12 protein-coding genes and 1 pseudogene are annotated in these 14,787 nt (G+C 42.4%); 8 read left to right on the top strand and 5 right to left on the bottom strand.

Translation table 11 applies throughout. The annotated features are described in order from the left end of the window. A pseudogene (locus tag AB4232_RS08860) lies at positions 1-128 on the bottom strand (recombinase A); the annotation flags it as partial. A 181-nt stretch (positions 129-309) separates the two neighbouring features. Beyond that, complete coding sequence (locus AB4232_RS08865; protein WP_017099775.1) at positions 310-1,914, bottom strand: mechanosensitive ion channel family protein; 1,605 nt, start codon at positions 1,912-1,914, stop codon at positions 310-312. A gap of 252 nt (positions 1,915-2,166) precedes the next feature. On the opposite strand from AB4232_RS08865, the gene AB4232_RS08870 reads away from it, so the two are divergent. The 5 genes from AB4232_RS08870 (at position 2,167) to AB4232_RS08890 (ending at position 6,756) form a co-directional block, all read left to right on the top strand. Continuing rightward, positions 2,167-2,415, top strand: coding sequence for a hypothetical protein (locus AB4232_RS08870; RefSeq protein ID WP_009844760.1), 249 nt, complete (start codon positions 2,167-2,169; stop codon positions 2,413-2,415). Positions 2,416-2,750: 335 nt separating this feature from the next. Further along, positions 2,751-3,227, top strand: a complete 477-nt coding sequence (locus AB4232_RS08875; RefSeq protein WP_133149071.1) for a hypothetical protein — start codon at positions 2,751-2,753, stop codon at positions 3,225-3,227. Between the two features lie 95 nt (positions 3,228-3,322). After that, positions 3,323-5,386 (top strand): protein-disulfide reductase DsbD family protein, encoded by a 2,064-nt coding sequence (locus tag AB4232_RS08880; protein WP_372086954.1) that lies wholly within the window; start codon positions 3,323-3,325, stop codon positions 5,384-5,386. A gap of 3 nt (positions 5,387-5,389) precedes the next feature. After that, complete coding sequence (locus AB4232_RS08885) at positions 5,390-5,914, top strand: redoxin family protein (RefSeq protein WP_372086950.1); 525 nt, start codon at positions 5,390-5,392, stop codon at positions 5,912-5,914. 122 nt (positions 5,915-6,036) lie between these two features. After that, entirely contained in the window at positions 6,037-6,756 is a 720-nt protein-coding gene (locus AB4232_RS08890; RefSeq protein WP_017102469.1) for a DsbA family protein, read from the top strand. A gap of 149 nt (positions 6,757-6,905) precedes the next feature. On the opposite strand, the gene AB4232_RS08895 is transcribed toward AB4232_RS08890, so the two are convergent. Then, on the bottom strand, positions 6,906-8,171 hold the full coding sequence (locus AB4232_RS08895; RefSeq protein ID WP_012601015.1) for an HD-GYP domain-containing protein: 1,266 nt from the start codon (positions 8,169-8,171) through the stop codon (positions 6,906-6,908). Positions 8,172-8,397: 226 nt separating this feature from the next. Between AB4232_RS08895 and AB4232_RS08900 the strand changes: the two genes are divergently transcribed. Further along, the gene (locus tag AB4232_RS08900) at positions 8,398-8,949 is read left to right on the top strand and encodes a GNAT family N-acetyltransferase (protein ID WP_372086951.1); all 552 of its coding nucleotides are present in this window, start codon (positions 8,398-8,400) and stop codon (positions 8,947-8,949) included. Positions 8,950-9,105: 156 nt separating this feature from the next. Here AB4232_RS08900 and AB4232_RS08905 read toward each other — a convergent pair whose 3' ends face one another. Next, complete coding sequence (locus AB4232_RS08905) at positions 9,106-10,455, bottom strand: HAMP domain-containing sensor histidine kinase (RefSeq protein WP_009844753.1); 1,350 nt, start codon at positions 10,453-10,455, stop codon at positions 9,106-9,108. Beyond that, complete coding sequence (locus AB4232_RS08910) at positions 10,448-11,134, bottom strand: response regulator transcription factor (RefSeq protein WP_032554994.1); 687 nt, start codon at positions 11,132-11,134, stop codon at positions 10,448-10,450. Before AB4232_RS08910 ends, AB4232_RS08905 begins: the two co-directional genes overlap by 8 nt. Positions 11,135-11,673: 539 nt before the next feature. Between AB4232_RS08910 and AB4232_RS08915 the strand changes: the two genes are divergently transcribed. Next, positions 11,674-12,231 (top strand): hypothetical protein, encoded by a 558-nt coding sequence (locus AB4232_RS08915; protein ID WP_372086952.1) that lies wholly within the window; start codon positions 11,674-11,676, stop codon positions 12,229-12,231. A gap of 161 nt (positions 12,232-12,392) precedes the next feature. Beyond that, positions 12,393-14,336, top strand: coding sequence for a putative bifunctional diguanylate cyclase/phosphodiesterase (locus tag AB4232_RS08920; RefSeq protein ID WP_372086953.1), 1,944 nt, complete (start codon positions 12,393-12,395; stop codon positions 14,334-14,336). Positions 14,337-14,787: the final 451 nt, after the last annotated feature.

Here is a 14,787-nt window from a genome sequence, read left to right on the forward strand (position 1 = left end):
ACCAACTCACTTTCTGTCATATCTCTCTGAGTTAAATGCCACATCGCAGAGTTCATGACGCTTTCGATTCGCGTCGCTTTTCTTACCGTTGTATTTCTACCATTCGTTTTTTGCTGTGAATCATCCATTCGATTTCAACTGTCCAAACTAAGCCTACCCCATCATAACGTAATTCTAAGGTGGTTGAGTTACCTAAAAGAGTGAAGCTCAATATAAACTGACAGCCAATAAAAATGGACGCTTATTCAGCGTCCATTTGATATCACATTAAGTAGAAATCGACCTTAAGCCGTACTTAGTTTTTTTGGATTAGCTCTCTTCGTGATTGTAAACATGTACATCACGTTGAGGGAATGGAATCGTGATGCCCTCTTCATCGAAGCGTTTCTTCACGGTTTCCGTCACATCCCAATACACTTCCCAGTAGTCATCTGTCTTAACCCAAGGTCTTACAACAAAATCAACTGAAGACGTATTCAAGGTGTGAAGCTTGATCATATGCTCTGGTTTTTTCAACACTAGAGGGTGAGCAAGAATGATGTCGTTCAATACCGATTTTGCTTTATCGATATCATCTGAGTAACCGATACCAAAAACCATATCAACACGTCTCACACGCTCTGCTGTGATGTTGTTGATCACGTCACCCCAGATCTTGTTGTTTGGGATCACCAAGCGTTGGTTATCGATGGTTTGAACGGTTGTCGATACTAAGCTCATGTCTTTTACAGTGCCTTGAACACCGGCGACTTTGACCATGTCGCCAACATCGTACGGACGGTAGATCAAGATCATCAAGCCCGATGCAAAGTTAGACAGCGTATCTTGCAATGCAAAACCAATGATGACACCCGCAACACCGAAACCCGTTAATAGTGGTGCTAGCTCAATCCCTATTTGAGACAGGGCGATCAGCAAACCAACAAACACGACCGCTTTAGATGCAATTGATACAAAGAAGTCCTGCATCAATACACTGAAGTCCATTTTAGAGTGCGAAACACTCTTACGAACGGTTTTACGAGCCACATTAGCAATAAGGCGAGTTACATACAAAATACCGAGGAAAAGCGCGAGTTTAACGATAAATGAAGGGGTATTTTCAAAAGCCCATGAACTGAATGAACGAAGCCAACCATCCAACAACTCCAGTGCAACATCAACATCCAATACATCAGCGTTAATGTCGCCGGTGGTCGCTAATAGAATACGCTTGTACGAGGTGACATCCACACCAAATGGCACCATCATGGAGATACTTTTCTCTAAGCTGGCAACCATAACGCTGGTTCGTTCTCTGAAACGTATTAATTCAGTTTTTATCGTCGCCTTTTCTTCTTCACTCACAAAAGACAAACGGCGCTCTAAATCTTGACGCTGCGTGTCTGTGTAGAGAATCGCATTTGTCAGATATTGCGAACGAGAAACTAGTGCGGTTTTTAACTGACTTTCCGCAGCCGATACATCAACGCCTCGATCTTTTGACCAACTTAAGGTCTTAGAAAGTTGCTGATAGTAGTCATCCATCATTCCGATACGTTTTTGAATCAACAATTCAAGACGCTTTTTTGCATCCCCTTCAGCCGAACGGTTGTCTTTGCTCATAGAGACAATTTTAACTTCGTTCAATGACAGTAAATGCTGTAAAAGCTCTACTTGCTGGGCAAGAACAGCGTCTAAGCCTTGCTTCTTATCAGATGATAATTGGGAGGATATCTCTTTGCGTAGTGCTTGGTTCTTTCTTCGCAATATGTCTTCTAGAAACGGCTTTTCAGCATCGTGCGCTGTTTCTAATGTAGCGAGGTCCAGCATTAGCTGGTCTTGTACTTCTGCTATTTTATCGACGCTTTGCGCAAAACTTCCAAATGCGACAAACGCCAACATTAACAATAGACAACGCCAAACCTTCATCATACTAATTCCTATTATTGTCTAAATTGACCCTATAAATAGTAGTAAAAAGAAGATGGATAACAAGCATTTAAACGTATGTTGTGTTAAAACTTTGCAAATTATCAGCCTGTACCTAATATTTGAGAGTTCCAATCCCCTCTTATGACCTGTAGAGTACGCAACCAACAAAGAACAACAGCCAATATCGTCATTTAGGTGCATGTACTAAATCGCCTTAAATCCTATGTTGGCTCACAGCAAAAGAGCATAAAAATGAACAACGAACTTGATGTTATTGAGTCTCTAGAAGAGCTAGAGCAATTCCTAATTTCAGTAGAAGCAGGGGGCTTAGGTCTTGAAGACGTTGAAGGCGTAGGTATGGCTACCAATAATTCTGATGGTCGTCATTTCGTTGCAGTATTCAACAGCAGTCACAAGGTTTTACTCGCTCGCTGGATCACTAAAGAAATCTTTGAAAATGGTAAAGACCTTGTGCGCAACGGTCCTCGCCGTTCTCACTAAACCTTTCCAATAGCACCAATGGTTAAAGCCCAATACGTCCATCAGCGATCTGTTGGGCTTTTTTGTATCTCCTCATGATGAATAGAGCATTCTATACAGGATAAATTAGCGATAACTTCCAGTTGTTGTGAACTTTATCTAGAACTCAATGTCGTATTCGCGTGAGTTGTTGTTTATGCATCGTGTATCTACGGTATATCGCGTTTATGCATCGTTTCACTTTAACAATTTCATGACTTGTGACTCGAAGAGATCTTATTTAAGCTAACCGTAATTCAATGAGCTCGCTTTAACTATTAACTATTAACTATTAACTGATTCGATTACTGACTGATTTGCTGAATACACCATTACTTTTCTTATCTAAACAGAACCGCCGACAAAAGCATTCGCTTTGGGCGCTCTTCCTTACCGGACTGGTTATCGTAACTTGTCTGGCGAGTACTCTGTCTGCAAACAAAGTAACCTCTTCAGCTTCCTTAATTGGACAATCAATACTTGTCGGCGCAGAAACCAGCCACCCACAAGCAATCGTCGCATCTTTCGATAAAATGTCTGAGCTCTATGCCAGCGTTTTTGGTTCAGAAGCGTCTAAAACTCTGTCAGCGCCAAACTCTAGCGCGTGCAGCCTAAGCTCCAAAATGCTCACATTCGCAACACCTAAAACAGGTTGGCTGATTCCTTTTATCCTGTTTATTGCTGTTGCGTACAGCCTATCACCGCACATATCGAGATTGTCTAGAGATAACCATCGCTCTTCTCGACCTACAAAACACCGCTTACATCTAAAGCACTGTATATTTAGAGAGTAAATAACCGGGCTACTACACCCTTTTATTTATTTTTTGGAGATACATTTGTGTACAACACACTACTAACTAAGTTTGTCGATTCGTTGGCATTCTGCATGCGTACATGCGCGAAAACGCTAGTCACTGCCCTTTTGGTTATGACGTCATTTACTGCTTTGGCACAGACGACGGGCTGGCTCAGCGTGCCTGAACATCCACCAGTCAAGATGCGAATGATGTCGACGGGTGAACAATCGGACGACGGTTCTAAGATTCAAACGGTGCTTGATGTCGTTCTCGACGGCGATTGGAAAACCTATTGGCGTAGCCCCGGCGAAGGTGGTATCCCGCCAAGTTGGGACTGGTCTGGTTCAACAAACATAGAGTCGGTAGAGTGGCATTGGCCGATCCCTAAGTACTACGAACAACTCGACGTGATGACGTTAGGCTACAAAAAGCACGTCAGCTTTCCCGTTACGTTGACACTGAAAGACAACACGAAGCCAGCACTGTTCAAGGCGTCGTTCACCTTTCCGTCGTGTACCAATATCTGTGTGTTAACCGATTACGACATCGAACTGCCAATTGATCCGCAAACATTAGAGCTCGATGAAGAAGCGATGTTCTTGTTCAATCAAGGCATGAGCCAATCTCCACGAGAAGCTAACCGCACTTCAGTGAACGGCCTGTTCTGGGATAAAAGCAAACAACAACTGGTTACTCAGCTAACAAGTAAGGAAGGCTGGGATAAACCGATGGTATTGATTGATGGTCAAGAAGTGCTTGATGACTTCTTCTCTCCACCAACCGTCCACATCACAGACAATACAATGACCGCAGTATTCGATGTGAGTAACTGGATCGGCGAGGTCGACTTAACGGATCGCACAGTGAGTATTACCGTTTCAGATACTAACTTTGCCGAAGAGATGACCGCGCAAGTTGGGTCAGACCCGATAGCTTACCAAACAAGCAACAACAGCTTTCTAGTCATGCTTGGCTTTGCGTTAGTGGGCGGTTTGATCCTCAACATCATGCCGTGTGTTCTACCCGTGTTAGGGATGAAGCTAAACAGCATCATTCAGAACCAAGGTGCTTCAAACCGCCACATCCGACTCTCATTCCTAGCGTCCGCTGCCGGTGTTATCACTTCGTTTGCGCTGTTAGCGCTAGGCATGACCGTTCTAAAAATGGGGGGCAATGCGATTGGTTGGGGAATCCAGTTCCAAAATGTTTGGTTCATCGGGTTCATGCTGATCATTACCCTACTGTTCTCAGTTAACCTGCTCGGTCTATTCGAATTCAGACTTCCGTCAGGCTTAAACACTTGGATGGCAACCAAAGGCGACGACTCACATTCAGGTCACTTCATCCAAGGCATGTTTGCGACACTATTGGCGACGCCTTGCAGCGCTCCATTCCTAGGAACCGCAGTGGCTTATGCTCTGGGCGCAAGTTACCAAGAGTTGTGGGCTATCTTTATCGCACTCGGCATTGGTATGAGCGCACCTTGGTTGATCTTTGCGCTATTCCCAAGCCTAACCAAATTGCTTCCAAAGCCTGGGGCATGGATGTTCAAAGTTAAGCTGGTATTTGGCTTAATGATGTTCATTACCAGCCTATGGCTAACAAGCCTTCTGAGCCCATTCATTGGTAAATTCCCAACTATCCTGCTGTCGCTATTTATCGTGATTTCAGTACTGGTTTGGATTGGCATGAAACTGGGTCGCAAGGTGCTTATTCCTATCGTCGCAACCACAACCTTGGTGTTTGGTGCTGCATTGATCGTCGGTAGTGTCACCGCTGATAACTGGGCGACTCCGATTGTTGACGATCTCGCTTGGCAAAAACTGGATGCGAAGCAAATCCCTCAGCTCGTTGATGAAGGCAAAACGGTGTTTGTTGATGTGACTGCTGATTGGTGTATCACCTGTAAAGCCAACAAGATCGGCGTCATCCTTCAAGACCCTGTCTACAGTCACCTACAGCAAGAAGACATTGTTTTGATGAAAGGTGATTGGACAACACCAAGTGAAAGTGTCACTCAATACTTACAAAGTAATGGGCGATTTGGTGTGCCATTTAACATCGTCTACGGTCCGAGCTATAAAAGCGGTATTCCACTGCCTGTCATTCTCAACAGTGACACTGTCGTTCAAGCCATCGACGCTGCGAGATAATTGATGAAGACGCCCAACAACGAACAAAAGCCAAGCCGTCTTAAGAAGTGGGGAAAGGAACTCGTTTCAATGATACTGATCGTTGGCGTGGTTTCGTTTGCCATGGATTTTTACCACAGCAGAAGCATGCCTCAAGGAGACGCGATTCCAATCGTGGGTCAGTCGATCCAAGGGGAAGATATTGACGTTATCGAGCTAAGCAAAAGCGGTAAGCCCGTTATTGTCTATTTTTGGGCGACTTGGTGTAGCGCGTGCAAATTGGTGAGCCCGACGGTTAATAGCTTCAGCGACTCCCATCAAGTAGTTTCTGTCGCACTTTCATCTGGCCCAGACGAACGTGTTCAGCGCTTCTTAGACGCCAAAGAGTATGACTTCCCTGTTATCAATGATCTCTCTGGATCGATCAGCAGAAGTTGGGGAGTCAATGTCACGCCAAGTATTGTCATCATCAAAGATGGAAAGATTAGCAGTATCGCAACCGGCGTTACTTCCCCTATCGGCCTGTGGTTAAGAACCTACTTTGCATAACTCGCTCACTAAGAAAAACAGAGCAGAGCAAATGAACCGATTAAAGCCAATTTAACAAACAATAATACCGTGAGCGCGACCCAAAACGTGCTCACGATTATCAAGAATTAGAGAAAAACAACATGAAAAAACATCTGATTAGCACACTGATTTTAGGCTCACTAATGAGCACAAGTGCCTTCGCTGAGTTAAGCACAGAACAAACCCAGCAACTCGAAGAAATTAACCAGTTCCTGAAGGAGAATCCTTCTACTATTTCAGGATTGCATACCAGTTTAGAGCAGTATGTCGCAGGCCAAGCGCAAGCAAAGAAAGCTCAAGCTGAGAGTCACGACTGGTTATATAACAATGACGCTCACCCAATCACGGGCAACCCGAATGGCAAATCAGTAATCGTTAACTTTACTGACTACAACTGCCCTTACTGTAAGCGCTTGGAAAAAGGCTTGGTTCAATTAGCCTCTGAAAACAGCGACATTAAAGTGATCAACGTGTACTTGTCATTTAAGCAGCAACAAGTAGATGGCCTTGATACCAATGCGGCTCTATACGCGATGAAAGTATGGAAAGATAACCCAGCAGCCTTCCCTGAAGTCAACAGACTGCTGATGGCAAAAAGTGGTATTCACTCGAAAAGCTCACTAGAAGCCGTAGCCAAGAAGACAGGCACAGAAGCGGAACTAAAAACAACTCAAGAACAAAACCAGGTTCTAACCACTAACCATCAAACCTTTAGCGCTCTGGGTTTAACAGGAACGCCAACGATGATGATGAATGATCAGCTTCTACCGGGCTATGTGCCTTACGATCGACTTAAAGATATCGTGGATGATGCTTTTTAATCGAGCGTAGATAGAGATAAAGACTAGAAAGAGAAGTGAATAAAAGCCGACTCGCGCAACACCCAGTCGGCTTTTTCATTGTTTGAATAAAGTAGATAGTCCATTTACCTTAAATTTAAAAGTGAGTTGAATCCTAAAAACGACCAAAGTTAAAACGCGTACATTCTTTTGTCCGTCGATAGTTCAAAACAGTACTCTGCGTGTTTTCTAAGGCATTCAAACACTTCTCGATCCAACTTATAACTATCAACTTGTTCCGTTAATATCGCTAGAGTTTCTTCCAGTGTCATACCTTTACGATAGGGGCGAGACTGGGTTAATGCTTGGAATACATCGACTACAGCAACAATTCTACTGGGTTGATCTAAATCTTCAGCCGTTTTACCCATCGGATAGCCTGAACCATCTAACCTTTCATGGTGATCGGAAGCCCACTGACACACCTGAGGCGAACTAAATAGCTCCTGCAGCGCGAATCGAGTATCTGTCGCATGGCGTTTAATACAACAGTATTCTTCGTCAGTGAGCAAATCTGGCTTATGAAGAATGTCACCAGGGGTTTGCAGTTTGCCAATATCGTGAACTAAACCAGCTAAATAGAGCTTTCTCTGCGTTGTGTGTGAATAACCAAGTTGTTTAGCTAGATATTCAGAAAGTTGCCCTACCTTCAACGAGTGCTTGAAAGTGAACGAGCTTTTCGTATCAACGACATTAGCAATAAACTCGGCAAAGGCGACTGTCTCATCCAGCGACATTTGCTGAGAGAAAAAGGGCACAGGTTCAAAGTTATCTCTCATATTCTCGATGTAAGGGGTCTCCATCGAGAACCAAAAATCATCCAGATCGACCAACTCACACATGTGCTGTACAAGATTGGTTTCGAACATCTCATCCGCTTGCTCAGTCAAACGTCCAATAATGCTCGCTTTACCGTCTGGGGTTAGGTTCCCATAACGATCAGAAGCTGTTATGCCATATAGATAGTCAACTCTGTCAGCAAGCATCACAACTGCAGCCAGTTCCTTTTCTAATTCACTGATATTCATAGTCTTTAGATCTAACCAAGGGGTATGATGATAAAGAACTGGCTTAGCGAATATAGAAAGAACAGGGCACTCCTTTAAAATTTGGTAGCCCTTTTGACAATGGTAATAAGTCGAGTCGGGAACAAACCCCGAATTCAGTCGACGTTGCTCGTCTATTTGCGACACTCCGCAGTCGTGAATTAGCCCTAACGAAAATGCGAGCTGTGCCTGCTCCTCTTCCCACCCCACGCTCAGAGCACATCGATACGCGATGTAACCCACCCTCTGTCCATGGTTTTTGCTTTCAAAACCGACGTTATCAAGCGCCTTAGCAATACCAAATAGAGCCTTTCTTAGGTCTACGGTTACCTCTTGGCAATGTTGATTCATTACTTAAGCCTAGTATTTTTATATATTTTATATAGTTAGACTGCTAATACTAATGCAGGACTAACGATCATACCCGCAATTATTATAAGGTTTAATGTGTTTCGTGATAGATTTAACGTATTACGAAAAATTCGTGCCACAAATGGTTGCATATTGAAAATTGTGCGACATTATAACCTGCCGACCAAAAGACACTTAAATCATCAGCCAAAAGAAAAGGGAAAACATGTTTAAAACAGTTATCGATGAAGAGTTATCCATCGCTCTGGTTGAAGAGAACTTCGCTTCTCATTACGCGGAAATTTCACAAAGCCAAAATGAGTATCTTAGCCAGTGGTTAGCATGGCCACCGCACTGTAAAACAGAGCAGGACTTTAGGATCTTCATCCAGCGCTCGCTACATGATTACGCGGAAGGCAAAAGCATGACATGTGCGATTGTGTACAAAGACAATATCGTCGGTAACTGTAGCTTTAACACCATTGACCACAGCAAACAGAAAGTCACGATAGGCTATTGGTTGTCTGAGACTTACCAAGGTAACGGGATCGTTACACGCGTAGTTGAGAAGCTCATTGTTATTGCTTTCAATGAGTTAGATATGGAAAAGGTGGAGATATCAGCTGCAACTGGCAACCAGAGTAGTCGCAAGGTTTGTGAGCGCTTACATTTCACATTAGAAGGTATCATAACTCGTAACGAGAACTTAAATGGCCGTATCATAGATCATGCTATTTATGGCCTTCACCGTTTAAGCGCCAACAACATCGAAGCTTGATTTTCTACTTGGTAAATTTTGCCAATTAATAGTGAATGACAATTGGTAATTGGTAATTGGTAATTGGTAATTGGTAAGTTAATTAAAATAGTAAGCCACGATATTAAACCGTGGCTTTCATTTTTAAGAGCCTAATTGGTCTCTTACTAAAATCATTTACGCAATCTTTGGAATTAAGATACAGAACTTAGCACCACCGCGATTGCTATCGCAGATCCTAATATCCCAAGAAAGCTTCTTAGCCGCTGAAATCGCTATCGCTAGGCCTAACCCTAACCCACCAGTTGCCGATGCTCTGCTAGCATCTAGGCGAGAAAACGGAAGGAATACTTCGTCACGCTTATGCACTGGTATTCCGGGACCATTGTCTTCGATGAGAACCAGCCAATTTTCTGAGTTCTCATCCAGAGTTACCCAGACTTTGTCTAGTGTGTAATTCCCAGCGTTCTTAATCACGTTATCAAAAACCAAACGCGCCATCGAGCAATCACACTTAATCTTGCACTCTAGCTTTACTTGGGACTCAAAAATAACATTGTCTAACTCCGAGTAACGGATTCTATCTAAACAATACTCGCGAAGGTCTGCTTTTACTTTAACAAGCTCGAAAAAAGAGTTATCCATGACATTCAATTTCGACAGCATGATAATTTCTGACGTGAGGTCGTTGATATCCCCGATGTAGGTATCGATATCATCGAAAAAAACCTGATGATGCTCTGGTGCTTCCCGCCTTAAGAGATCCGTCGCCAATTGAATACGGCTTAGCGGTGTGCGGACTTCATGTGGAATTGCTTGAGCAAATATATGACTTTGTTTTACTTTGCTCTCAATCTCCTCAGCCATGATGTTAAAACTATTAGCTAACTCAGACACTGGATGTATCTCATCTAACTCCGAACGAGTACTCAGCTTCCCCTTACCAAACTGCTTCTGTTTCTCAACAAGTAACTCTATTCTTTCTTGAAAACGCCTCACAGGTAAGTAAACACTTGCACCGATAGCGAAGATAACGGCCAACAAAAGCCCTATAAAAAAGTTTCTTTCTGAATCTTCATACCACTCAATCTCAGGTGAGAAGAAATCACCTACCTCACTGAACACAAAGCTAAACTTAGAATTTGGTAGCTGAAATACTGCCGAATAGAGATTATTTTCACTTAGGTATATCGGTACACCATTTAAGATGGTAAATAACTCGCATCGTTGGCACGGAGCCTCTCCCGACCAATTCTCCAACAGGTGTAAATTAAAGATGTAAAATTGTTGGTAGCCTGTTCTGTCGAGTTCTTTATATAGCGAATTTTCTCGGTTGTGTTGACGAACATACTGCTCAGAAAAGTAGATGCCATCATTTAGGAACATTTCGATCTCGGTTCGTCGCATGTGTCCTTCACCAAGGTTCCAAAACAAAAATATCGTTGCCGACATCCCAGTCACGATCCCAAGGTACAAACGAGTAAACATAGAAACAGAGCGAAGTTTCACCGCAATAGACTTATACAACCAGCATATACCCCTTGTTACGAACCGTACGGATCAACTGCTTATCTTTTGCATGCATACGCAGCTTCCGGCGCAACCCTGAAACACGCATATCAATAGAGCGGTCGTTAAAGGCATAATCAATACCTCTAAATAACTGGCAACATTGATCTCGAGTAACGACCTGACAAATGTTATTAACAAGAAGATTTAGAATTTCAAACTCGGCAGAGGTGAGCTTTAGATTCTGTCCATACAGAGTGGCACTTTGAGCTGTACTGTTGATCACAATTTCACCTGGGGTTTCAGCGGTCGTGTCAGGCTCAGCAACAGGGGCTGCACGACGCAATAGTGCTTCAATCCGCGCCAATAAAGCATGACCACGAATAGGCTTTGCGACGTAATCATCCGCGCCAAACTTAAATAAACTAACCTCGCTCATTTCATCGGCAGAGGCCGTCAAAACTAAGATCAATCCATTGTAGAATTCGCGAGCCTGTCGACAAATCTGTGCACCACTCAACCCAGGAAGCATCAAGTCCAACAGAACGAGATCGGGTTCAATACTGCGGATCGCTTCAATTGCCAAATCCCCCTCATGGACAACGCTAACATTGTAGCCTTCAGCTTCGAGGTAAAGCGTAGTTAAACGCGCTATCGCCTGGTCATCTTCGACAATCAGCACTTTGGTTTTCGACATTTCTATCACCAGCATTTATTAAAAGCGAGGGCAGTATATATACTGTTCATATATCATCAATATTGTTATTAAAGTCACCAATTTACCGTACGCAAAACATATTAATCGCTTCTGTACATACACGTTTACAAACCATCGTTCAGCAACAAAAACGCTCACTTATTGATTAATTTTCAGTCAAAATCGGAAAAACTTAGACTCTTAATCGCTTACGTTTGCTTACCTTCTTACGTGCACTTACATTAAAAGAATTTACAAAACTCATTCAAATAAACTTGCTAAACATTAATAACACAATAGTTAGTAACACTTCAAATCAACAAAATGACAGATTTTAAAACCGCGATCGTATTCTAAAAAATTGAAGAAAACGATTACTTAACCAATCAAATAGCATGTTCCATTATCAAGCTCTCTCCCCCTCTATCAAGTAAAGTCTTCTTCAAGTAACATTTATTCGGCTAATCATTAACTCAAATAATAAACAACGGTGACTTACTGATTAAACAAAAGTCACTTTGTCACAAGGCCACTTAAAGATGAACAAATCGCTTTTAATGTTACTGACCATAACCGCTTTGTTGGCAACACGAGTCACCGCAGCTCCTAATAAACATGAGGTGATGAATCAAATCAAAGCGCAAGTAAGCTCTTGGATAGATATTCAAGTCACACCACAAAATAGTATTATCCAAAAGATGGTCTTCAACTGTAATTTCTACCTAACAACCCCAAGCATTAAATCTCCAGATGGCAACGAAAGCAGCTCTGGTTCATATCGCTTTTATTCACATAATGGGGTAGTCGGCGCGATGACTGAACCTTTCACTACTCAACCCCTTCCAGAATTAACAATGTGCCTGAAAGAAGACTTCATCGTCACTAACCAAGATCAAGCCCAATTATTATTTGAAGCAATTGAGACGGTATACACAAATCATTCAATGTTTGACGATCGCTTCCCGAAAGAAGTCGTCAAGACATCAATAGGTTGGAACTTCATCAACGGGGAAATTTTTGGGGACAATAAAGGCTATGCGATTGAAAGCACCCCGGAAGGAAAAGTAACCAAAATTATCCGTTCACTGAATCTTTAAACGCTATTTTTGTCGCTAATTTATCTTTAGTGCCTGATTTTTCTTTAACACATAGCTTCTTCATGGCTGTTAAAGATCAGAGTTCAATTTGATAGACGCACTGCCAAAGCACGACATCTGTCTGCATAAATCGATTAAAGTATGAGTTCCCCGAATTTATTATGATGACCAGCTACCAACCTTTCGAACATCTAAAGTGTCCTATCTGGATATATGACATTGATAATAAGCGAATAACCTGGGCAAACAGCAGTGCCCTCCCTCTTTGGGAGTCTGAATCTCTATTTGAACTGACCTCACGCGATTTTGGTATTGAAATGTCAAAAGCGATCGAAGCAACGCTTGAAGAATATCAGAGACAATTTCAGCGAAATCAAAGTGTAAAGACTTGGTGGAACTTCACCCCAAAATACATTTCTAAACGCGCACTATGTCTTTTCTCTGGAATCCCATTACCCGATGGCCGAACAGGGATGCTAGCGCAAGTCATCGCAGAAGAAGAGAGCTTAAAACGCGATCTCACATACTCTGATGGTTCCAACCTCTCTCTTTTATTCAACAAAGTGGGAAGCGTAGTGAGTGCAAACTCCGCTTTTTCTAAAAACTACGGCTCGCCGTTTAGTCGCCTATCCGATTTTGTTTCAAGCGAAGAAGTTGCAGACCAATGGTTATTTTCAGCTCGCAAAGGTCGAGACATTTTGGAGGAAGTCAGCTGTAAAATTGAAAATAAAACCCACCACTTTGATGTTCATGGAAAGTGGTTGTTTGACAAAAGTGAACTGCTATTAAACCTAACCTGTACCACCAAACAAAAAGAAAATTTGATTAAAGCTCGATATAACGCAGAGCACGACTGTCTCACTGAGCTCTACAACCGCCGCGGGATCACCAAAAGGCTCGAATCGAGTATTGCCTGTCGCTCGCCCTTTGAATTGATGTTTGTGGACCTTGATGGCTTTAAGTTGGTAAATGACACTTATGGGCATAGTGTTGGTGACCAACTACTCAAAAAAGTTGGCAAGCGTCTTAAACAGATCCTCGACGAAACATGCACAATCGGTCGCTTTGGTGGTGATGAGTTCATCGTGATTGCTCACGCCCGAAAAAATCAAAATATCCCGTTACTCTGCTCTCGCATTATCGATTCTTTGAACAAAAGCTTCCAAATAAAAGGAATTGGCACCTTATCTGTAGGTTGCAGCATAGGTTCTGCTCATTTTCCAGATAATGCCACGGATAAAGAATCATTGTTAAAGCAGGCCGGAATGGCGATGCATGTTGCCAAAGCCAATGGTCGGAACCGCTTCCAAACTTTTACTCCAAATTTAGCGCAGATTCTGCATCGGCAAGTAGAGATACGCCATAGGTTAACTCTGGCACTAGAAGGTGATGACCTCAATCTTCATTACCAACCGATAATGGACACCAATAGCAATAAAGTTAAAGGGTTTGAAGCCCTACTTAGATGGTCGGATAAAGATCTGGGCAATATCGAGCCTGATGAGTTTATTAGCCTAGCGGAAGAAGCTGGACAGATTGTTCCACTCGGAAAGTGGGTCCTTAACTCTGCACTTAAGCAACTGTCGATATGGCACCGAAAATTTGATGATGAATTGGTAATGAGCATCAATATCTCGTGTATTCAGATGCACACTACTTTTGCAGAGCAACTATCGGCAATGCTCAACTTCTACAACATACCACCTAAAAGTATCGCCCTTGAGATCACTGAATCCTCAATGATCTTCAAACACGGTGAAGTCAGACAAGCATTAGACGATATTTCAGCGCTAGGCGTTGAGCTACACCTTGACGACTTCGGCACTGGCTACTCTTCTCTCTCTATGTTGCATGACTTGCCAATTAGTACCGTTAAGCTAGATAAAAGCTTCGTCCATGGCACCTATAAAGGGAGCGAAGCGATTGTCCAAGCCACCTATGCTATCTGTGAAAAATTGGGGCTTATGGTGGTTGCGGAAGGGGTCGAAACTGAAACACAAAAAGCTTTCTTAACCAGTTGCGGATATCAATATTTACAGGGATTTCTGTTCAGCAAACCTATCCCACCCGATGAAGTCGAAATGCGATTTTTGTCTAGTAGATAACTCGACTCTAAGGGGGTTACTTACTAAAGCAATTAAATTCCCCAAGCACAATATAATTATGTAAGTGGTAGATGCGAAAATGCTATCAACTATACCGCTTACGTAACTTTTACGTCATACCCAAGTCTAGATAATTTATACTTTGGTTGGTTGTAATGAAATTACCATTTAAATTACTCCCAACGCTAACTTAATATAATCATCAATATCCAACCAACCAAAGTAGACATACTTATAGTATGCCCTGGAAAATGATACTAGATATTACCTTTCTTATAAATCGGGTAATCTTGAGTTTATTTCCTTTATTTACATAAACTTAAATGACATGAAAATAAAATCAAGCCATCCTTATAGAAACAGTCCACTACAGAAGTAAAAATAAGTGCAATACAAATTAACATAGAAAATAAAACTATATTCTCAAAATTAACAATAAATAAACCATATC

It is taken from the genome of Vibrio sp. 10N.286.46.A8, assembly GCF_041470165.1.
Classification (GTDB): domain Bacteria; phylum Pseudomonadota; class Gammaproteobacteria; order Enterobacterales; family Vibrionaceae; genus Vibrio; species Vibrio tasmaniensis_A.